Source organism: Aeromonas sp. 2HA2, from assembly GCF_029237345.1.
Classification (GTDB): Bacteria; Pseudomonadota; Gammaproteobacteria; order Enterobacterales; family Aeromonadaceae; genus Aeromonas; species Aeromonas salmonicida.
The window spans coordinates 156,756-175,234 of record NZ_JAACGB010000004.1; the positions used below are offsets into that span (position 1 = coordinate 156,756).

Genomic DNA, 18,479 nt, shown 5'->3' on the forward strand with positions numbered 1-18,479 from the left:
TACTCCTGGTTTGCAATTTACACGCGGCGACCTTGTACAAAGTCATGCCACTGCTGGTTTAAATGGGTAAAGAGGGTCATCAGCGGGGCGAAGCGTTCGGGTTCACCCTCCCACTGGGACAACAGATGGTAGCCAGCCTCCAGGGTCGACAGCGCCTCGGGAAAGGGTTTCTTGCGAATGGAGTACTGGCCGGGGATAGCGCCGAGCTTGATCCTGGGCAACCGCAGCAAGGCCGGATTGCTGTGCAACATGCGATACGCCTTGCGCCAGGTGCCATCGAGCAGGATGAAGCAGACCTTGCCGCCCTCATCGTTTTGCACGATTCGCTCTCGCACCTGATCCAGCCCCAGAGCCTGCTCGTCAGGCCAGAGCAGATAACAGTGCATCTTGGGATCCGCCAGCAAGGCATTGAGCCACTGAGCCCCGGCAAAGTCTTCTCCCACATGAATACGGGCCCGGGTCAGGGACGCGGCCAGCAGAGCGGCTGTACCCTTGGGATGCCCTGCTTCGCTCGGGTGCTGCAGAATATGAAGGGGAGCGAGATGGGACACCTGCCGAATATAATCACAAAGGCAGGCTTTGAGGGCTCTGGTGCAACGTGTACAGTATCGACTGTTCTTGTCGTTGGGCCGTTTCATGTCGTCTGAAAAATCAGGATTGCTCTGGGTTATCACGCTTTCACTCGCCAGCTTGTTGCTCTTTTTCACCGTACCGAATCACCTGCTCTCCTTCGAGCGAGCCCTGATCGCCCAAGGCGAAGGGTGGCGCATCATAACAGGCAATCTGGCCCATACCAATCTGTGGCACCTGCTGCTCAACCTGAGCGGTCTGTGCGTGCTCTACAGTCTGTTTCGGGAATACCTGACGGGTTGCCGCCTGCCGGTACTGCTGCTGCTCTTGGGTTGCGCCGTCGGCCTCGGGATCTGGTGGTGGTGTCCGCAAACCCAGTGGTACATGGGGTTGTCAGGGGCCTTGCACGGCCTGTTCGTATGGGGAGCCTTGCAGGATATCCGCTATCGCCGCTATTCGGGCTGGCTGATGTTGCTGGGGGTGACCATCAAACTGGGGGTGGACTTCTACAGCGCGGGGGGAAGTCCGGTATCTGCCCTTATCGGCGCACGGGTACACATAGAGTCGCATCTGATTGGTTCGGGAGCTGGCCTGTTGCTCGGCCTGCTGCCCGTCAGTCTGGGTACCCAAACCATCAAGGAGTGACTTCTACCGGCAGAGTGCCGTGCCGGCAGAACAGGACAGGCCGGGCGGTCAATCGGCCTGTCCCCTTCAAACCTTATCGCCCTGCCAGCTCGGTATTGATGCTTGAGAGAGTAGCGGCGGGATCATCTGCCTGAGTGATGGGTCGACCAATCACCAGATAGTCAGCCCCTGCATCCATCGCAGCACGCGGCGTCATCACCCGACGCTGATCACCTGCATCAGAGCCCGCAGGACGAATACCTGGCGTCACCAGCTTGAAGTCTGCACCAAGCAAGGCTTTCAGCTCGCAGGCTTCATTGGCGGAACAGACCACCCCATCCAGCCCCGATGCTTTGGCCAGTGTGGCCAGACGGACCACCTGCTCGGCAGGGCTTACATCCAGACCAAGCGGCGCCATGTCGGCTTGCTCCATGCTGGTCAACACTGTCACACCGATCAACAGGGGAGCCTTGTCACCATAGGGAGCCAGCGCCTCCTTGGCGGCACGCATCATCCGCTCGCCACCGCTGGCATGGACGTTGACCATCCAGACACCCAGCTCGGCACTGGCGGCCACAGCCTTGGCCACTGTGTTGGGAATGTCGTGAAACTTCAGATCCAAAAAGACATCGAATCCCCTGACCACCAGCTGGCGTACAAACTGGGGACCAAACAGGGTGAACATCTCCTTGCCGACCTTGAGGCGGCACTGGGCCGGAGAGATACGTTCAATGAACGCGAAGGCATCGGCCTCGTGCTGATAATCCAGCGCTACCAGTACTTTGGGATCTAGCATCTCACTTCCTATTGATTGTTATCACTATCTGGTTTGTCGCTCACCATCCAGACCCGGCCTGATGGCGCTGCCGCAGCACCGGAAGTACCTGGCATCTCATTTTCTATCGATTACTCACCATCCAGGCCACGGATCGGCTTGATGGAACCCCATTGGCGACAGGATGGGCATTGCCAGAACAGCGAGTGGGTGGCAAAACCACACTGCCGACACTTGTGGGTTGATTTGATCTTGATCTGATCGCCGACCAGTTGTTGCAGCAGCTCCAGACTCTCCTTGGCAGGCCCCTCCTCCGCGCTGGCCAGCTGAAAGCCCACCAACTGGTAGAACCCCTTCATGGAGGGGTGACGGCGCAATTGACGCAGCACCAGAGCACGGGCCTGGTTCAGGCCATCGCGCTCCTCTACCAGTTTGGCAAGGGCCAGGGTCACACTCACCCCGGCGTGATCCTCCACCGCCTGCTCCAGCAAGGGAATGAGTTCGAGGGAACGCCCCTGGCGCTGGTAGCACTCTGTGAGGTGAGGGATGGCTTCGGAGGCAAAATCCATGTCCTGCTCGAACACCCGCAGCAGATCCTTGCCGGCCTGTTCATAGTCTTGTGCCACCATCGCCAGCTCGGCCAAGCGCAGGCTGGCACGGGCACAGGCAGGATTGACCCCCAGCGCACGTTTGAGCTTGGCGCGCCCCATAGACTCATCGCCGTCACGCAAGGCACTCTCCGCCTGTTCGCAATAGAAATGGGAAATAGGATCGGCCAGCTTCTTGCCCTGATATTTCTGCAGTCGCACTGCGACATCGATGGCCTTGTCCCAGTCACGCAACTGCTGATGGATGATCAACAACTGGGCCAGCGCCGTCTCTTCATAGTCGCTGTCTTCGCACAGCTCGTTCCAGAGCGCTTCGGCGCGGTCGAGCAAACCGGCAGCCAGAAAGTCACGGGCCAGCTCCTGCAACGCAAGCTGACGCTGTTCACGGGTCAGCTGACGGGTGACCAGGTTCTGGTGGATCTTGATGGCTCTGTCCACCTCGCCACGCTGGCGAAACAGGTTGCCAAGAGAGAGGTGTGTTTCGATGGTTTCGCTGTCCACTTCCAGCAGCTGGATAAAAAGATCCACCGCCTTGTCCGACTCGTCAGACAGCAAATAGTTGAGGCCCGCCACGTACTGGCGGGAGAATTGATTACTCTGTTTCTGGGTGTCCTGGCGAACACTCCTGCGCCCCATGTACCAGCCATAACCGGCGGCAATAGGCAACAGCAGGAAAAGCAGTTCAAGCATCGAGGGACATTATTCCTTGACTGTCGACCGAGCCAGCTCCAACTCGCGTGATTGACGACGCATGGTGCGATTGAGGGTGCGGTTCTGCATCTTGAGACGCAAGAACAGCAGACCAAAGACCAGCCAGCCCAGCAGGAAGCCACCGCCAAAGAAGAGACCCAGCAACATGGAGAGCGAAAACTCCCCTTGGGCAATCAAATAATTGAACTGCACCAGCTGACCATTTTGCGAACCGATGGCCAGGGTCAGAATAAACACCAGCACCAGCGGAATGAGGGCCAAGATACGCTTCATAGGAGCTCCCTGTCAGTATCTAATGAAAGGCTGATTATCCTTAAAATCACGGGCAGACTCTAGAGCGAATGGGAAAAGACTTGGAGAAACCAGACAATTGACACAAGAGAAGCCACAAAAACAAAAAAGGCATACCCAAGTATGCCGTTTTCTGCATTATTCAATAATGTTCACGCGCTCGCGCAACTCTTTGCCAGGTTTGAAATGAGGGACATATTTCCCGGTCAGTTCAACCTTGTCCCCGGTCTTGGGATTACGACCCACGCGGGGGGCACGATAGTGCAGTGAAAAACTTCCAAATCCACGGATTTCAATCCGGTCGCCGTTTTGCAAAGTCGATGCCATCTGCTCAAGGATCTCCTTGATGGCAGCTTCGACATCTTTGGCCGGCATATGCATGCGGCTCGCAGCCAATTGTTCGATGAGATCTGATTTGGTCATAACGTTAAATCTCCTTCCCCGATCACATGCAATATTCATTACGCCAATATAAAAAAGGGCGGCGTGAAGCCGCCCTTTTCTTGCATCAAGGATTATTCACCCTTGGCAGCTTTGAACGCTTCCATCATAGCATTGCTGAACACAACTTCTTCTTGTTGGTTCAGGCTATCGATAGCAACACGCTCGTCAGCCTCGTCCTTAGCACGGACAGACAGGCTTACGGTGCGGTTCTTACGATCAACGCCCATGAACTTGGCTTCAACTTCATCACCAACGGACAGTACCAGAGTCGCGTCTTCGACACGGTCACGAGCAGCGTCGGAGGCACGCAGGTAGCCTTCTACGCCGTCAGCCAGTTCGATCACGGCACCCTTGGCATCAACCTCGGTAACCTTACCCTTCACAATAGCACCTTTCTTGTTATCAGACAGGTACTTATTGAACGGGTCTTCTTCGATCTGCTTGACACCCAGGGAGATGCGCTCACGCTCCGGGTCCACTTGCAGAACAACGGCTTCGATCTCGTCGCCTTTCTTGAATTCACGAACTGCTTCTTCACCCTGGTTGTTCCAGGAGATGTCAGACAGGTGAACCAGACCGTCGATGCCGCCGTCCAGACCGATGAAGATACCAAAGTCAGTGATGGACTTGATTTTACCGGAAACACGGTCGCCCTTGGCGTGAGTTTCGGCAAACAGCTGCCACGGGTTGGATTTGCACTGCTTCAGACCCAGGGAGATACGACGACGTTCTTCGTCGATATCCAGAACCATCACGTCAACCACGTCGCCAACGTTAACAACTTTGGACGGGTGGATGTTCTTGTTGGTCCAATCCATCTCGGATACGTGTACCAGGCCTTCAACGCCTTCTTCGATTTCAACGAAGCAGCCGTAGTCGGTCAGGTTGGTCACGCGGCCAGACAGACGGGTGGTCTCCGGGTAACGCTTGGCGATAGCAACCCAGGGATCTTCGCCCAGCTGCTTCAGACCCAGAGATACACGGGTACGCTCGCGGTCGAACTTCAGAACCTTGACTGCGATCTCGTCGCCAACGTTGACGATTTCGGAAGGATGCTTAACGCGCTTCCACGCCATGTCGGTGATGTGCAGCAGGCCGTCAACACCGCCCAGATCTACGAATGCACCGTAGTCGGTCAGGTTCTTGACGATACCCTTGACTTCTTGACCTTCTTGCAGGTTAGCCAGCAGGCTCTCGCGCTCGGAGGTATTCTCGGTCTCGATCACGGCACGACGGGAAACAACAACGTTGTTGCGCTTCTGGTCCAGCTTGATGACTTTGAACTCGAGTTCTTTGTTTTCCAGGTGAGCGGTGTCACGGATCGGACGCACGTCAACCAGAGAACCCGGCAGGAAGGCACGGATGCCATTCAGTTCAACGGTGAAACCACCCTTGACCTTGCCGTTGATGATACCGATAACGGTAGCTTGCTCTTCGTAAGCTTTTTCAAGCTGCAGCCAGGCTTCGTGGCGCTTGGCTTTTTCACGGGACAGCTTGGTTTCGCCGAAACCATCTTCGATAGAGTCCAGAGCTACGTCAACAGTGTCACCCACACTGATTTCAAGCTCGCCCAAGGCGTTCTTGAATTCTTCAGCCGGGATGGCGGACTCAGATTTCAGACCGGCGTCAACCAGTACGAAACCGTTCTCGATAGCAACGACAGTACCCTTGACGATGGAACCTTGACGGGTTTCAACGGAGTTCAGGGACTCTTCAAAGAGTTGAGCAAAAGATTCGATCATTGTTTATTTCACAAATGAAACATCCACTTGCAATCCGGCACAAGCGGGGCTGTTTTAAATAATCTGCGCCATCCTTGGTGCAGACGACCGGATGTCAGCTTGCGCTGGCATCACCAAGTTGTTGCTCTGCATAGGCGAGCACTGTTGCCAGCACTTCATCTATGGTCATGGAGGTAGAATCCACCACGAGAGCATCTTCTGCCGCTTTAAGGGGCGCTACGGCGCGATTTCTGTCGCGATCGTCACGTTCCCGAATCTCGGTTAAAAGACGCTCAAAGTTAACATCAAAGCCCTTATCTTGCAACTGCTTATAGCGGCGCTGGGCCCGTTCCTCCGCACTGGCGTCGAGGAAAATTTTTACCTCTGCCTCCGGAAAAACCACGGTCCCCATGTCTCTGCCGTCGGCAATCAGGCCAGGGGTTTGACGAAATGCACGCTGGCGGCGCAGCAGGGCTTCACGCACTCGCGGAAAAGCGGCAATTTTGCTCGCGGCATTGCCCACCTCTTCGGTACGAATGGTGCGGGAGACATCCTCCCCTTCCAGCACCACCTTGACCTGTTCGCTATCCACCTGGAACTGCACATCCAGATTGGCAGCAAGGGGGACCAGCGCAGCTTCAGAATCGAGTTCCACATCATGGTGCAAGGCAGCCAGGGCCAATACCCGGTAGATGGCGCCGGAATCGAGCAGGTGCCAACCCAGTTTTTCAGCCAGCAACTGACACAAGGTGCCTTTACCGGCACCACTCGGGCCATCGATTGTCATCACGGGGGCCATCTGAGGCATAACTTATCTCCTGCACACTTGTTGCACACATCCCGGAGGGAATGAGGTAATGGGCGCCGATTATACCCAAATGTGCCGAGTCTGGCAGTCGTCAGGGCGCACATTTGCGCAAAAGCCGTCGCGACTGCGTTGTTTGTGTACAACTACTCAAGTCATTAAATAGCACAAGGTTTTGTTCTTATGGTTGTTATGGACAAGGCGCGCTAAACTGGCCGCCCTTTTTAAGCAGCTGTAGTAAGGAGCAACCTATGAGCAGCGTTACCCTCGTGGCCAAATCCAAGTTGCCGACCCCCTGGGGCACCTTCACGCTGGTAGGCTTTCAGGAAGCCGGCACCGGCAAGGATCATGCTGCGCTGGTGATGGGCGACGTCACGGGCGATGAGCCTGTGCTGGGCCGTATTCACTCTGAATGCCTGACCGGAGATGCCTTGTTCAGCCTTCGCTGCGACTGCGGCTTCCAATTGCAGGCCGCCATGGAGAACATCGCCAAAGCGGGTCGTGGCGTTTTGTTGTATGTACGCCAGGAAGGGCGTGGCATCGGCCTGCTCAACAAGATCCGGGCCTATCATCTGCAGGATCAGGGCGCCGATACCGTCGAAGCCAATGTGGCGCTGGGCTTTGCTGCCGACATGCGCGACTACACCATCTGTGCCGATATGCTCAAGGCGTTGAACGTCACCAGCCTGCGCCTGATGACCAATAATCCACGCAAGATGAAGGCGATGGAGAGCTTTGGCATTCCGGTGACGGAGCGGGTTCCCCTGCAGGAAGGCCGCAATCCTCACAACGAGTTCTATCTCTCGACCAAAGCGAATAAATTGGACCACATGTTCAAGAAGTGAGCCTCACAACGAGGCCTGCCTTTTGGCCAAAGCGAACAAGCTGGATCACAGGTTCAGAAAATGACTCCAGTGATCAGACGCTGGCATAAAAACGCCTCCCATCGGGAGGCGTTTTTTATTGATTCAAGCTGCTCGCTGGCACGACGCTAGCGAACCGGCAGCTCTATATCGGCAAACATGGCATCCACGTCATCGCTGGAGCGCAGCGCGATGGCGCGCTCCACCACATCCCGGGTCAGGTGCGGGGCAAAACGGGTCATGAAGTCATACATATAGGTGCGCAGGAAAGATCCTTTACGAAATCCTATCTTGGTGGTGCTGTGAGCAAACAGATGGCTGGCGTCGAGTGCCACCAAATCGGTATCAACCTGCTGATCCAGCGCCATGGTCGCCATCACCCCTATCCCGACGCCCAGTCGAACATAGGTTTTGATCACATCGGCATCGGTCGCGGTAAAGACGATATTGGGCTCGAAACCGGCCCGATTGAAAGCGAGATCCAGCTCGGAGCGGCCGGTAAATCCGAACACATAGGTCACCAGCGGGAAGCGGGCGATATCCGCAATGGAGAGCTTGCCAACCTGGGTCAAGGGGTGTCCCTTGGGAACAATGACGCTGCGATTCCAGTGGTAACAAGGCAGCATGATGAGATCTTCATACAGGTGCAGCGCCTCGGTGGCGATGGCAAAGTCGGCTTGCCCCTTGACCACGGCTTCACTGATCTGGGTCGGGGTACCCTGGTGCATGTGCAGAGACACCTTGGGGAAGCGCTTGATGAAACCCTTGATGACATCGGGCAGCGCATAACGAGCCTGGGTATGGGTGGTAGCAATATGCAGCGTGCCTTGCTCGGGATGAGTATGCTGGCTCGCCACCGATTTGATGCTCTCCACCTTTCCCAGGATCTCGTTGGCAATCTTGATCACGTCCCGCCCTGCCGGAGTGATCTGGGTCAGATGCTTGCCGCTTCGCTCGAAAATCTGGATCCCCAGCTCATCTTCCAGCATGCGCACCTGCTTGCTGATCCCTGGCTGAGAGGTGTAGAGGCTCTCTGCCGTTGCCGACACGTTCAGTCTGTGATTGGCAACCTCAACGATATAACGCAACTGTTGGAGTTTCATGATGTTAGGCTCTAAAGGCGACTTGAACTAATACTAACAAACTTTTGCCTGATAGCCTTTCCTTCTTGGCCATTTATGGCCGGGCCTGCGCCAGCAAAAAATCTCGCAAGGCGCGGTTCGCCATGGAGAGCGGATCGCCCCGCCGCCATGCCACACAGAGATCAAGAAAAATGGGGGGAGCAAACGAGATTCCAGTGAGTGAAGGCTCCTCATCCAACACCATCCGCAGGAAGGTAGTCACCGCAAATCCCTGCTTGACCACCGCCTTGAGCAGGGGGATCAGATTGCTTTCAAACGCAATGTCAGGCTCACACCCCAGCTCCTGAGCCAATGCTTCCATGTGTTCACGGTGGTAAAAACCTCGTCGGAACATGGCCAGTTCCTGGTCAAAAAACTGGGTCAGGGAGACGGCCGAGGCCTGCCGCAACGGATGCTCTTCCCCCACCACCATCAACATCTCTTCACGCAGCAACTGGGCCCCTTCCAGCGCAGGTGGCAGATCGCTGGTGATCAGGATGGCCAGATCCAGGGTGCCATCCACCATGCGGCTCAGCAACTCGCGTGAGCCGGCCTCTTCTACCCGGATCTTCAGACCGGGGTAACGATGCTTGAAGGCCATCAGGATCGGAGGAAAATAGTAAGAACCCATCATGTAGGGGATACCGATGCGCACCTCGCCACGCTCCAGCCCTTTCAGCTCGGCCATCTCGGCGCGCGCCTGATGCATCTGCAATAACAGCCGCTCGGCATGACGACAGAGCACCTCCCCCTCCGGAGTAAGCCGCACGTTGCGATCCTGCCTGTCGAACAGCCGCAGCTCGAGCTGCTGCTCCAGCTTGGCAATGGCCATGCTGATGGCTGGCTGGGCTACATGGAGGCCGTTGGCCGCCTTAGTGAAGGAACCGGCATCCCGTACCGCCAGCAAATAGGTGAGCTGCTTCAAGTCCATATCAATTAATCTTATTAGATGGATAACTTAAATATATTATATTTATGCCCTGTGGCGCACTACTCTGCACAAAAGCCGTCAGGACAACTGCACATGATCGAAGTAGGTAGCCGCGAATGGACGCGCGCCACCCTGGCCCTGAGCCTGGGTTCCTTCCTGGTATTTCTCAACCTCTACCAGACTCACCCCTTGCTGCCACTGCTGGCAAATGTCTTTTCCATCAGCTCGCTGTCGGCAGGCTGGACACTGGCTGGCTGCACTGCAGGGCTTGCCACCTCCTTGCTGATTTGCGCCCGCCTCGCGGACAGGTTCGGCCGGCGCCGTATCATGCTGTGGACCCTGGGCGGTGCTATTTTGCTCTCCCTGCTCATCAGCCTGGTAAACCAGTTTGAACAGTTATTGCTGTTGAGGATATTGCAAGGTGTACTGCTGGCCGGGTTACCCGCCACCGCCATCGCCTATATGGGAGAAGAATTCAGCAAGCGTGCCCTCCTCTCAGCCGTCGGTGTCTACATCGCCGCCAACTCGCTAGGAGGCATAGCGGGCCGTGTCGTCGGCGGCTTGCTGGCAGGCTGGTTTGGCGACTGGCAGCACACCTTTCTCGGCATTGGCTTGATAAGCCTGACCCTGCTGCCCCTCGTCGTCTGGTTATTGCCCGCCCAGACCCGCTTTGTGCCCGTCGTTGCAGAGCCTGGTCAATTCCAGCGAGCCATCAGCAGCCATCTCGGCAATCCGCTGCTGGTCGGTGCCTATCTCATCGGCGGGCTCAACTTCATGGTGTTTTTGAACCAGTACAGCTACCTCACCTTCCTGCTGGCCAAGGCCCCTTTCTCCCTGCCCACCCAGTGGCTCGGCATGCTGTTCCTGACCTATCTCTCGGGCACTGTCGCCTCCTCCTTAAGCGGCCGTTGTGCTCACCGCTGGGGGGCACAGCGCCTGCTGCTGGCGGGGATCTCGCTGATGGCGCTGGGCAGTGCACTGCTTCTGCATGGCTCGCTGGCAGCCATACTGACGGGGCTGCTCATATCCAGTTTCGGTTTCTTTCTCGCCCACGCCTGTGCCAGTGCCTGGGTCGGTCAGCACGTGGAGCACAATCGGGCGCTGGCCTCGTCACTCTATCTGGTGGGGTATTATCTGGGAGCCAGCCTGGGAGGCCTCTATCTTCACCCCTTCTGGGAACGGGGCGGCTTGGGGGGATTGGTGCTCGGCATCGAGCTGGTACTGGTTATCACAGCGGGCTTGAGCCTCTGGCTCGGTCATTTGAAGGGGCGCAGCGCTCGCCCCCGAACCTGCCATACCTGACGACGACAACAGGGGAAAACATGAGAATCCTCCCCCTGCACGGATCAGATACCGTCGTAGTAACCAGCAGGCACAGGCACAACAGCGCCGGTATGCAACTCTTCCTCAATCACCTCGGCCAAGGATCTCAGGTGAAACTTGATCTGACCAGATGCCAGCATCAGGCCCACATCCGGGTTGCGAAGCTCATCGATATTCGCGGTCTTGAACGGCAGATCTGGATACGCGGCCACCAGTTCATGCAGTGAAGCCACTACCAGCTCGATATGCTCCAGACCGGCCTGATGGTTGCGCCCCGGCTTGGGCGCGGCCAGTTCTATGCAGGGCACGCTGACATGACCACATAACACGGACTGGTGCAGCTGATAGGTGGCGATGGGGCGACCCCCAATCATGCCTTCCACCAGCAGGGTGCCCTGTGTCGCCAGTTCGGCATTCAGCTTCTGATACTCGGCCAGACTCGCCGCCCGGTAACAGAGGTGGTCAACATTGATGCTATCGACGTGAACTGCCAGTTGGTCCAGTTCAGCCAATAGCTGACAAACAAATGGGGCCATGGGCCCCAAAGTGGTATCGAGTGGGTGGAACATGATCACCATTTCTTCTTGGGTTGGAACAGGACGTCCAGTTCGTCCGCCTCTTTGTCCTTGATGTTCTGCAGCTCTTTATCGCTGTGCTGCTGCAAATGTTCATCAAGGCCTTGCAGGCCTTGCCGCATATCCTCTTCCCTGGCCATCAGATAGGGATCCTTGTCGGACACGCTGGCCAAGGCGGCCAGCCCCTTGGTATAGAGCTGGCGGCAGGTGCCGTACTGCCCCTGGATCTGCGCATCCATGGCCCGTTTGACCAGGTTGGCGATGTTGATCTTGAGCTGCATCAGCTCAAGGCGACGATCTTCCTGAGCAAAACCGTGAGGGTCTATCTTGCCCTTGTTGTGCTCAACACGCAGCACTGCCCGCATCTTCTTGACCAGTTGCAGCATCTGAATGGCCTGACGGTCGGATTCGGGGGTCTTGAAGTGCCCTTCATCCTGGCTGCTGTAGTTATCCTGCACATTCTTTATCTGGATCTGCACATCGGCGATACGCTGCTTGATCTGACTATTGGGCATCACCAGGGCGATCGCCCGGTAAGCATCCAGTATCCGGTGTTGCAGCAGCAGCACTATGTTCTTGGAGAAGGGCACCAAATTGACATTCAGCAGCACCTCTTCGGTCTCGTCCGCCACCGTTTTGTGGCGAGCAATCGTCTGGCGCTTGTCGGCTTCTGCCTTCTGCTTATATTGCTGCATCACGTTATAGGCGATAACCAGAAACAGGAGTGCGCCAATAGACAGCAATACCAAGGTTAAAATCATAGGATGTTCAAACTCCTGTCCCAATCCAATTGCGTGATCCTACAACAGCTTACCCACTTAAGGTAGTCCGCACCGCAGAGCTTACCCACGATTTATTATCCTCCCCTGTCTCAAAACAGGCAGAGGAGCTCAGGATCATGCAGCGATGGCAACACTGTCATTACCTCATAGTATCGCCCATCAGGCCCATTACTTGAGGTTGAACCCTTTCGATTGCAGGAATTCCTGCATGAAAGGACGCGCCTCCTTGCCGAGAATGGACCGGATCTGGCTGCTCCAGGTCTGCTGCTTGTTGTTGCTGCTGCGGGCCTCATAGTACGACTGGATCTGCTGATCATATTGTGCGAGCAAGGGGCGATCCAGCTCGGCGCTATAGTGGTTCTCATGTACCACCAGCGCCCTCGGCAGACGGGGCTTCTGCTCGGGCTCCTGAGCCGGATGGCCCAGACACAGACCAAACAGCGGTATTACTTGATGGGGCAAGCCCAGCGCCTCGCTCACGGCGGCCGGATTGTTGCGGATACCACCGATATAAACGCCACCCAGCCCCAGTGATTGGGCTGCCAACAGGGCATTCTGGGCCATCAAGGCACCGTCGATGGCGCCGATCAGCAGCTGTTCGACAAAGCCGGTCTGGGCATCCGGCACGATTTGGGTGTGGCGCTGATAATCGGCGCAGAACACCAGAAACTCGGCAGCCTGGGCAACATATGCCTGATGCCCAGCCAGTTCGGCGAGCCGGGTACGCAAGGCCTGGTCCGTCACCCGAACTATGCTGTTGGCCTGCAGGAAGCTGGAGCTGGATGCCGACTGGGCTGCGCTCAGGATCTGGTCGAGCTGCACCGGCGTAATGGGCTCAGGCGTAAACTGGCGGATGGATCTGTGGGAGAGAATAAGGTCGATGGTCGGGTTCATGATGCCTCCTGGAAGAAGGCCACACTCTACCCAAAAAAACGCAGCGGCCCAAGGCCATCCCGGAGGAGGATGACGGCATCTGCGTTGAACCTATTCCGCCAATGGATAAGTACCAGCCTTGCAGCAGACCGCAAACCGGTTCTCTTCCACCTGAGCCACTGTCATCGGCTTGCTGAACAAGAAGCCCTGAAAAACGTGGCAACCCTGAGCTCGCAGCGCTGCGAGTTCGTGCTCATCCTCCACTCCTTCCGCCATGATGCCAAGCCCCAGGCTGGTTGCCATGGCCACTGTGGCCCGGATCACCGGCAGGTTCAGCCCCACCACGAATGAGCGGTCCAGCTTGATGGTATCGATGGGCAACCGGTTCAGGTAAGCCAGCGACGAATAGCCGGTACCAAAATCGTCGATGGCGATCTTGATGCCCTGCTCGCTCAGGCCATCGAGGATCTCGATGCAGCCTTTCATGTCCAGCATCAGGACGGTTTCGGTCAGCTCCAGGGTAAGCAGGCTGGCATCCACGCCATACGCCTTGAGTTGCTGAGCCACCAGTTCCGGCAAGGAGGTAGATAGCTGGAAACCGGAGAGATTGACCGACACAGGCACCCTTACTTGGCATGCTTGCTGCCAATGGGCCATCTGGGCCAGTGCCGTCGAGAGCACCCAGCTGCCTATCTCCCGAATAAGGCCCATCTCCTCGGCCAGCGGAATGAACTCCACCGGTGAGACATGGCCAAGGACGGGATTGTGCCAGCGCAGCAGTGCTTCAAAGCCAATCAGTTTGCCCTGTGCCACATCGACTTGGGGCTGATAACAGAGGCTCAGCTCCTGCCGACCAATGGCCTTGGCCAGAAACTGCTTCAGGGTCAGCTTGCGATGCAAGGTCTGCTGCATGCTGGGGGTAAACCGCTGCCAGCGCAGGCGTCCCATCTGCTTGGCCTGATACATGGCCATGTCAGCGCGAGTAATGAGGGTGTCACCGTCATCTGCATCGTCCGGGTAGATGGCGATGCCTATGCTGCCGCCTATGGTCACTTCGGGTACACCGCTCAGCTGCAACGGTTTGGTCATCTGGGAGAGCATGAGATCGGCTACCTCCTGCGCCCTGTCGCTGGAATGGGCCAGCGGCACCAGGGCGGTAAACTCGTCACCGCCGAGGCGCGCCAGCTCCACATCCCGCGGACAGACTTGCTTGAGCCGACCGGCCACCCGTTCCAGCAGGCGATCGCCTGCCTTGTGGCCATAGTTGTCGTTGACCAGCTTGAAGTTGTCCAAATCCATGAACACCAGCGCAAAGCGCCCGCCCATGCCGCAATAAGCCTCGAGGGACTTCATCAGACCATAGCGATTGAGCAGCCCGGTGAGCGAGTCGTGCCAGGCCAGATGGCGGTGCTCCAGCTCTTCGAGTTTGCGGTCGGTAATATCGCGCATGGTAAGCAATATCTGTGCCCCCTGCTGGATATGCCGAAACTGATACTGGAACCAGCGCATCCCCTTCCGGGTACGACACTCCCCTTCTGCCACCACCTCGTCGAGGCGTGAGAGCTTCTGGTAGAAAGCTTCATTGTTGCCGGAAAACACCTGGGAGAGCTGACTGACCTGATCGCCGAAGCAGGTGTCAAAGTGGTGGTTGCCGCTCTCAAGCTGGCCCTGATTATCAAAGAGGCAGGCAAGGGTATCGCCGGTGGCGAGGGAGGACTCCTGATAGAGGGTATCGGCGTCGATCACCGCCTCCGTCATCATCATCAGGCGGCCGGCCAGCTGAATGCCAGACAACCGCAGGTAGATCTGTTTTTTGATCCCCTTGGGGGAGAGCGTCCACCACTCGCTGTAACTGCGCCCCTGCTGGAAATCACCGAGGTAGCGTTGCAGCAGCAGATCGATGGCGGCAGCCATGTCGGCAGAGAAGTCCCGCGCTTGCAGTTCGGCAAGCGAGCTGGCTTCCCATACCCCCAATGCGGTACGGTTGGCCCAGTAAATATGATGATGCCGGATGTCATAAACCCAGATAGGGGTATGCAGGACATCCATCCCGCTCAATAACCGTTCGTCTAGCGTATTCATCTAATGTGGTGATTCATGATGTGTGATCACTGAGAAAGCCTGCTACAAGGTACCCTTTCGGGGCACCCCATGCTGGTACAAAATAGGATCCAGCCCATAATCTGAAAATAAGCTTGCGCACAAGGGCTGACTTCATATGAAAACGCTACATGTGAAACCCATGGTCAGGAAAAACGGACTCACCTTGGTATTGTTGGGCATCATAGTAACCATTACTATGATTTTTATACTTTTTTTCTTCCGTGAACAACCACTAATCCCCTTCATCTCAGGCCTGTTGGCAGGCCTGATGATGATCTTTATCGGCTCGTTGAAGCTGGTCGAACCCCATATCAGCCTCTCCCTCTGCCACGATTGTTTGCAATATCACCACAAATACGGCGGTTGGATCCTGAAATGGAGAAATATTCAGCGAATTGACCAACCCCGCATCCATCTCGGCTGGGATCTGGTCCCCCTGCCCTACATTGGATTGAAGATAAAAGATTACGATGATTTTTTGACATTGATCACACCCAGATTGGCCGTTCGCCTGCTGACCGAGCAAAGATCCGTGCTGTTGCAGGCCCTGCGCAATGAACAACAGGATTGTCCGAGCGGTACCTGTGGTGGTGCACTGCAGGGGGAAGGTTTGCTGGAGGAGAGCCGTTTTCGCTCTTCGTCCGGCCAGCGATATGAGGGGGTTATCGCCATGCTGGCCAATCGCATGACCCGGCTGCGTGAGCTGCTTGGTTACGATCTGCTGGTGCCGGACAACAGCTTGGATCGGGATCCAGCCGAATTTATCCGCCTTTTGCACCAATACCAGCGGGAGTCGAATCTAATCCAGATCAATTAAACGCCGGATTGAGCTTGCCAAGGCGGGCGGCTCTTTTTAAGGTCTCCCCCCTGTTACACCCAGAACACCGCTTATGAAGTACATCGAAGAGTTCTATCTGTTCGTCAAGGTGGTGCAAGAGGGAGGCTTCTCCCACGCAGCTGCCGCACTGGGCATGCCGACCGGCACCATCAGCCGACGTATTTCTCAGCTCGAAGAGCAACTCGGCTGCTCTTTGCTGCACAGATCCACCCGCAAGCTCCGCCTCACCGATGAAGGGCTCAGATATTACGAGCGCCTGTGCACCCCGCTGGCCGAGATTGAACAGGCCACGGGGGAGATCCAGGGGCGGGAAGCCGATATCAATGGCGTGATCCGTCTAGCGGCGCCGATCGCCCTCTCCAATACCCTCCTGGTCGACATGCTGGCAGATTTCGGTCTGCACTATCCTGAAGTACAGTTCGACATCACCCAGACCAATGATCATCAGCACCTGTTTGATAACGATAGGGATCTGGTGTTTTTCAACGGTGAGCTGCCGCAATCCATGACCAATGCCCTCTGCCTTGGTCACATCGAGTATGGCCTGTTCGCCTCCAGACTGTATCTGGAGAAAATGGGCACGCCAGCCCACCCAGCCCAGTTGGAAGAGCATTCGCTGATCTACTGTTGGCCCCACCAGCACTGGCAATTGATAGGCCAGGATGACCAGACAATACAGATAAAGCGCGCCGCCAAGCTGACCGTCAACCAGACACAGGCGGCCGTCAGGGCAGCCAGACGGCATCTGGGTATCGTCAATGCCCCGCTCCATTATGTGCATCCATTCTTGCAAGATGAGCAGCTGGTGGCCGTGCTGCCGGACTGGAAAACCGGCCATCGCCCCTTCTACATGGTGCGCTGCCAGCCTCAGTTTGCCCCACTGCGTGTTAAGATGTTCGCTGAATTCGTTGAAAAATACTCGGCGCACTACCGGAACTGCCAATGGGACAACCAATTTTCACCAGCAACCAGTCTGTCCCATTGCATCTGACCGTGAGCGGGCCACACTTATAGCAATCCTCGTTGACCAGGCCAGCCTAACACTATGAATGTATTGATATGTGATGACTCAGGATTCGCTCGTAAACAGCTGGCCCGTGCCCTTCCCGCTGACTGGGATGTGACGCTGTATTACGCCGCAAACGGACTCGAAGGGATAGAGCAGGTGCTGATGGGGCATGGCGACCTGATCTTTCTGGACCTGACCATGCCGGAAATGGACGGCTACGGTGTGCTGGAGACCCTGCAACAGGAGGGACTGCGCAACAAGGTTTTCGTCGTCTCTGGGGACATCCAGCCTGAAGCGCATCAAAGGGTCATGAGCCTCGGTGCGCTCGATTTCATCAAGAAACCCGCCGCCCCCGAAACCCTGACCGCCCTGCTCAGGCAACACGGCTTGTGGCAGCCAAACGGCGTGGCCTCGACCCCCGCCCCCCTCCTCACCGGTATTGCAACAGCTGAGCCCGATGCCGACGTTGGCATCAAGATCAGCCCCGAGATCCGCGACGTGTATCAGGAGCTCGCCAACGTATCCATGGGCCAGGCCGCAGATTTGCTGGCCCGCCTGCTCAATGCCTTCGTGGTATTGCCCATTCCCAACGTCAACGTGCTGGAGGTCTCCGAGCTACACATGGCCCTCTCGGCCGCCGCCGATTCAGACACCCTTTCCGCCGTCTGCCAAGGCTTCATCGGGGCCGGTATCGCCGGCGAAGCGCTGATCCTGTTCCACGACTCCAGCTTCAAAGACCTTGCCCGACTGATGAAGCATCAGGGAGCACTGGATCGCAATGCCGAGCTGGAGCTATTGATGGACACCGCCAACGTGCTGATCGGTGCCTTCCTGCGCGGTTATGCCAGCCAGCTCGACACCCCCTTCAGCCAGGGCCACCCTGTGGTGCTCGGCCAGCACAGACCCATCAAGGATCTCATCAATACCAACAAGAGTCTCTGGCGTCGTACCCTGGCCATAGAGATCAACTACCGGGTCCAGGATTACGCAGTGCAGTGTGACCTGCTACTGCTGTTTACCGAAGATTCCATCGCCACCATGAACAACAAAATCATGCACATGCTCTAGGGAGTGACCATGGAAATTCGTGAATTTCATTGGCTGATGAACATAGTCCAGAACCTGGACGTGGGGCTGGTGGTACTCGACAAGGAGTACAAGGTGCAGGTGTGGAACGGCTTCATGGAGAGCCACAGCGGCCGGATGGCGGGCGAGGTGCGCGATGGTGTCCTGTTCGAGCTTTTCCCCGACGTTGACAGGGCCTGGTTCGAGCGCAAGGCCAACATGGTGTTCCAGCTCAACAACCGCGCCTTCAGCACCTGGGAACAGAGACCTTACCTGCTGCGTTTCTCCAACTATCGCCCCATCACAGGCTCCGCACCCCATATGTTCCAGAACCTGACCCTGGTGCCGCTGGCTGATTTTGGCGGCCAGGTGACCCACATTGCCGTGATGATCTACGATGCCACCGATGAAGCCATGCTGATGACAGGGCAACGGCAGATATGACGA

General features: G+C 56.7%; 20 protein-coding genes. 7 read left to right on the forward strand and 13 right to left on the reverse strand.

From position 1 onward, the window contains the following. Nucleotides 1-17: 17 nt before the first annotated feature. Nucleotides 18-638, reverse strand: a complete 621-nt coding sequence (locus GWQ29_RS08195; RefSeq protein ID WP_192873380.1) for a tRNA-uridine aminocarboxypropyltransferase — start codon at nucleotides 636-638, stop codon at nucleotides 18-20. On the opposite strand from GWQ29_RS08195, the gene rrtA reads away from it, so the two are divergent. Next, nucleotides 637-1,215: a rhombosortase gene (gene rrtA, locus GWQ29_RS08200; RefSeq protein WP_241778224.1), complete on the forward strand. Its 579-nt coding sequence runs from the start codon at nucleotides 637-639 to the stop codon at nucleotides 1,213-1,215. The two genes, GWQ29_RS08195 and rrtA, sit on opposite strands and share 2 nt — an antisense overlap. A gap of 73 nt (nucleotides 1,216-1,288) precedes the next feature. Here the strand turns inward: rrtA and pyrF are convergent, their stop codons facing one another. From pyrF to cmk, 6 genes are all read right to left on the reverse strand, one after another. Then, nucleotides 1,289-1,990 (reverse strand): orotidine-5'-phosphate decarboxylase, encoded by a 702-nt coding sequence (gene pyrF / locus GWQ29_RS08205; protein ID WP_265461845.1) that lies wholly within the window; start codon nucleotides 1,988-1,990, stop codon nucleotides 1,289-1,291. Between the two features lie 110 nt (nucleotides 1,991-2,100). Further along, complete coding sequence (gene lapB / locus GWQ29_RS08210; RefSeq protein ID WP_005315046.1) at nucleotides 2,101-3,267, reverse strand: lipopolysaccharide assembly protein LapB; 1,167 nt, start codon at nucleotides 3,265-3,267, stop codon at nucleotides 2,101-2,103. Between the two features lie 9 nt (nucleotides 3,268-3,276). Continuing rightward, the gene (locus tag GWQ29_RS08215) at nucleotides 3,277-3,561 is read right to left on the reverse strand and encodes a lipopolysaccharide assembly protein LapA domain-containing protein (RefSeq protein WP_005315045.1); all 285 of its coding nucleotides are present in this window, start codon (nucleotides 3,559-3,561) and stop codon (nucleotides 3,277-3,279) included. A gap of 156 nt (nucleotides 3,562-3,717) precedes the next feature. Next, nucleotides 3,718-4,002, reverse strand: coding sequence for an integration host factor subunit beta (gene ihfB, locus GWQ29_RS08220; protein WP_005299934.1), 285 nt, complete (start codon nucleotides 4,000-4,002; stop codon nucleotides 3,718-3,720). Nucleotides 4,003-4,094: 92 nt separating this feature from the next. Continuing rightward, on the reverse strand, nucleotides 4,095-5,765 hold the full coding sequence (rpsA, locus tag GWQ29_RS08225) for a 30S ribosomal protein S1 (RefSeq protein ID WP_005315043.1): 1,671 nt from the start codon (nucleotides 5,763-5,765) through the stop codon (nucleotides 4,095-4,097). 94 nt (nucleotides 5,766-5,859) lie between these two features. Continuing rightward, on the reverse strand, nucleotides 5,860-6,552 hold the full coding sequence (gene cmk / locus GWQ29_RS08230; protein ID WP_159166617.1) for a (d)CMP kinase: 693 nt from the start codon (nucleotides 6,550-6,552) through the stop codon (nucleotides 5,860-5,862). Nucleotides 6,553-6,800: 248 nt separating this feature from the next. Here cmk and ribA point away from each other — a divergent pair, with 248 nt between their 5' ends. Next, nucleotides 6,801-7,394, forward strand: coding sequence for a GTP cyclohydrolase II (gene ribA, locus GWQ29_RS08235; RefSeq protein WP_021140653.1), 594 nt, complete (start codon nucleotides 6,801-6,803; stop codon nucleotides 7,392-7,394). A gap of 146 nt (nucleotides 7,395-7,540) precedes the next feature. Here the strand turns inward: ribA and cysB are convergent, their stop codons facing one another. Then, nucleotides 7,541-8,515: an HTH-type transcriptional regulator CysB gene (gene cysB / locus GWQ29_RS08240; RefSeq protein WP_005315034.1), complete on the reverse strand. Its 975-nt coding sequence runs from the start codon at nucleotides 8,513-8,515 to the stop codon at nucleotides 7,541-7,543. Between the two features lie 73 nt (nucleotides 8,516-8,588). Beyond that, nucleotides 8,589-9,464, reverse strand: a complete 876-nt coding sequence (locus GWQ29_RS08245) for a LysR family transcriptional regulator (RefSeq protein WP_275919192.1) — start codon at nucleotides 9,462-9,464, stop codon at nucleotides 8,589-8,591. A gap of 93 nt (nucleotides 9,465-9,557) precedes the next feature. Between GWQ29_RS08245 and GWQ29_RS08250 the strand changes: the two genes are divergently transcribed. After that, a complete protein-coding gene (locus tag GWQ29_RS08250; protein ID WP_275919193.1) occupies nucleotides 9,558-10,766 on the forward strand; it encodes an MFS transporter in 1,209 nt (402 codons plus the stop codon). A gap of 44 nt (nucleotides 10,767-10,810) precedes the next feature. On the opposite strand, the gene GWQ29_RS08255 is transcribed toward GWQ29_RS08250, so the two are convergent. The 4 genes from GWQ29_RS08255 to GWQ29_RS08270 form a co-directional block, all read right to left on the reverse strand. After that, on the reverse strand, nucleotides 10,811-11,365 hold the full coding sequence (locus GWQ29_RS08255) for a VOC family protein (RefSeq protein WP_275919194.1): 555 nt from the start codon (nucleotides 11,363-11,365) through the stop codon (nucleotides 10,811-10,813). Beyond that, on the reverse strand, nucleotides 11,359-12,123 hold the full coding sequence (locus GWQ29_RS08260; protein ID WP_111588724.1) for a DNA repair protein: 765 nt from the start codon (nucleotides 12,121-12,123) through the stop codon (nucleotides 11,359-11,361). The genes GWQ29_RS08255 and GWQ29_RS08260 overlap by 7 nt, the downstream gene beginning before the upstream one ends. A 189-nt stretch (nucleotides 12,124-12,312) precedes the next feature. Further along, on the reverse strand, nucleotides 12,313-13,038 hold the full coding sequence (gene nfsA, locus GWQ29_RS08265; RefSeq protein ID WP_265434289.1) for an oxygen-insensitive NADPH nitroreductase: 726 nt from the start codon (nucleotides 13,036-13,038) through the stop codon (nucleotides 12,313-12,315). Nucleotides 13,039-13,128: 90 nt separating this feature from the next. Continuing rightward, nucleotides 13,129-15,066: an EAL domain-containing protein gene (locus tag GWQ29_RS08270; RefSeq protein WP_058394098.1), complete on the reverse strand. Its 1,938-nt coding sequence runs from the start codon at nucleotides 15,064-15,066 to the stop codon at nucleotides 13,129-13,131. Nucleotides 15,067-15,388: 322 nt separating this feature from the next. Between GWQ29_RS08270 and GWQ29_RS08275 the strand changes: the two genes are divergently transcribed. The 4 genes from GWQ29_RS08275 (at nucleotide 15,389) to GWQ29_RS08290 (ending at nucleotide 18,476) form a co-directional block, all read left to right on the forward strand. Then, nucleotides 15,389-15,937 (forward strand): DUF2982 domain-containing protein, encoded by a 549-nt coding sequence (locus GWQ29_RS08275; protein ID WP_275919195.1) that lies wholly within the window; start codon nucleotides 15,389-15,391, stop codon nucleotides 15,935-15,937. Nucleotides 15,938-16,010: 73 nt separating this feature from the next. Beyond that, entirely contained in the window at nucleotides 16,011-16,949 is a 939-nt protein-coding gene (locus tag GWQ29_RS08280) for a LysR family transcriptional regulator (protein ID WP_265421544.1), read from the forward strand. A gap of 54 nt (nucleotides 16,950-17,003) precedes the next feature. Then, entirely contained in the window at nucleotides 17,004-18,035 is a 1,032-nt protein-coding gene (locus tag GWQ29_RS08285; protein WP_265421545.1) for a response regulator, read from the forward strand. A 9-nt stretch (nucleotides 18,036-18,044) separates the two neighbouring features. Continuing rightward, nucleotides 18,045-18,476, forward strand: coding sequence for a PAS domain-containing protein (locus GWQ29_RS08290; protein WP_162626294.1), 432 nt, complete (start codon nucleotides 18,045-18,047; stop codon nucleotides 18,474-18,476). Nucleotides 18,477-18,479 lie beyond the last annotated feature (3 nt).

Coding starts and splice junctions, on each gene's coding strand:
- GWQ29_RS08195 (WP_192873380.1), bottom strand. CDS start 638: ATGAAACGGCCCAACGACAAGAACAGTCGATACTGTACACGTTGCACC.
- GWQ29_RS08250 (WP_275919193.1), top strand. CDS start 9,558: ATGATCGAAGTAGGTAGCCGCGAATGGACGCGCGCCACCCTGGCCCTG.
- ihfB (WP_005299934.1), bottom strand. CDS start 4,002: ATGACCAAATCAGATCTCATCGAACAATTGGCTGCGAGCCGCATGCAT.
- GWQ29_RS08280 (WP_265421544.1), top strand. CDS start 16,011: ATGAAGTACATCGAAGAGTTCTATCTGTTCGTCAAGGTGGTGCAAGAG.
- GWQ29_RS08215 (WP_005315045.1), bottom strand. CDS start 3,561: ATGAAGCGTATCTTGGCCCTCATTCCGCTGGTGCTGGTGTTTATTCTG.
- GWQ29_RS08245 (WP_275919192.1), bottom strand. CDS start 9,464: ATGGACTTGAAGCAGCTCACCTATTTGCTGGCGGTACGGGATGCCGGT.
- GWQ29_RS08275 (WP_275919195.1), top strand. CDS start 15,389: ATGATGATCTTTATCGGCTCGTTGAAGCTGGTCGAACCCCATATCAGC.
- ribA (WP_021140653.1), top strand. CDS start 6,801: ATGAGCAGCGTTACCCTCGTGGCCAAATCCAAGTTGCCGACCCCCTGG.
- GWQ29_RS08285 (WP_265421545.1), top strand. CDS start 17,004: ATGAATGTATTGATATGTGATGACTCAGGATTCGCTCGTAAACAGCTG.
- GWQ29_RS08270 (WP_058394098.1), bottom strand. CDS start 15,066: ATGGATGTCCTGCATACCCCTATCTGGGTTTATGACATCCGGCATCAT.
- pyrF (WP_265461845.1), bottom strand. CDS start 1,990: ATGCTAGATCCCAAAGTACTGGTAGCGCTGGATTATCAGCACGAGGCC.
- GWQ29_RS08290 (WP_162626294.1), top strand. CDS start 18,045: ATGGAAATTCGTGAATTTCATTGGCTGATGAACATAGTCCAGAACCTG.
- GWQ29_RS08260 (WP_111588724.1), bottom strand. CDS start 12,123: ATGATTTTAACCTTGGTATTGCTGTCTATTGGCGCACTCCTGTTTCTG.
- rrtA (WP_241778224.1), top strand. CDS start 637: ATGTCGTCTGAAAAATCAGGATTGCTCTGGGTTATCACGCTTTCACTC.
- nfsA (WP_265434289.1), bottom strand. CDS start 13,038: ATGAACCCGACCATCGACCTTATTCTCTCCCACAGATCCATCCGCCAG.
- lapB (WP_005315046.1), bottom strand. CDS start 3,267: ATGCTTGAACTGCTTTTCCTGCTGTTGCCTATTGCCGCCGGTTATGGC.
- cysB (WP_005315034.1), bottom strand. CDS start 8,515: ATGAAACTCCAACAGTTGCGTTATATCGTTGAGGTTGCCAATCACAGA.
- GWQ29_RS08255 (WP_275919194.1), bottom strand. CDS start 11,365: ATGGTGATCATGTTCCACCCACTCGATACCACTTTGGGGCCCATGGCC.
- cmk (WP_159166617.1), bottom strand. CDS start 6,552: ATGCCTCAGATGGCCCCCGTGATGACAATCGATGGCCCGAGTGGTGCC.
- rpsA (WP_005315043.1), bottom strand. CDS start 5,765: ATGATCGAATCTTTTGCTCAACTCTTTGAAGAGTCCCTGAACTCCGTT.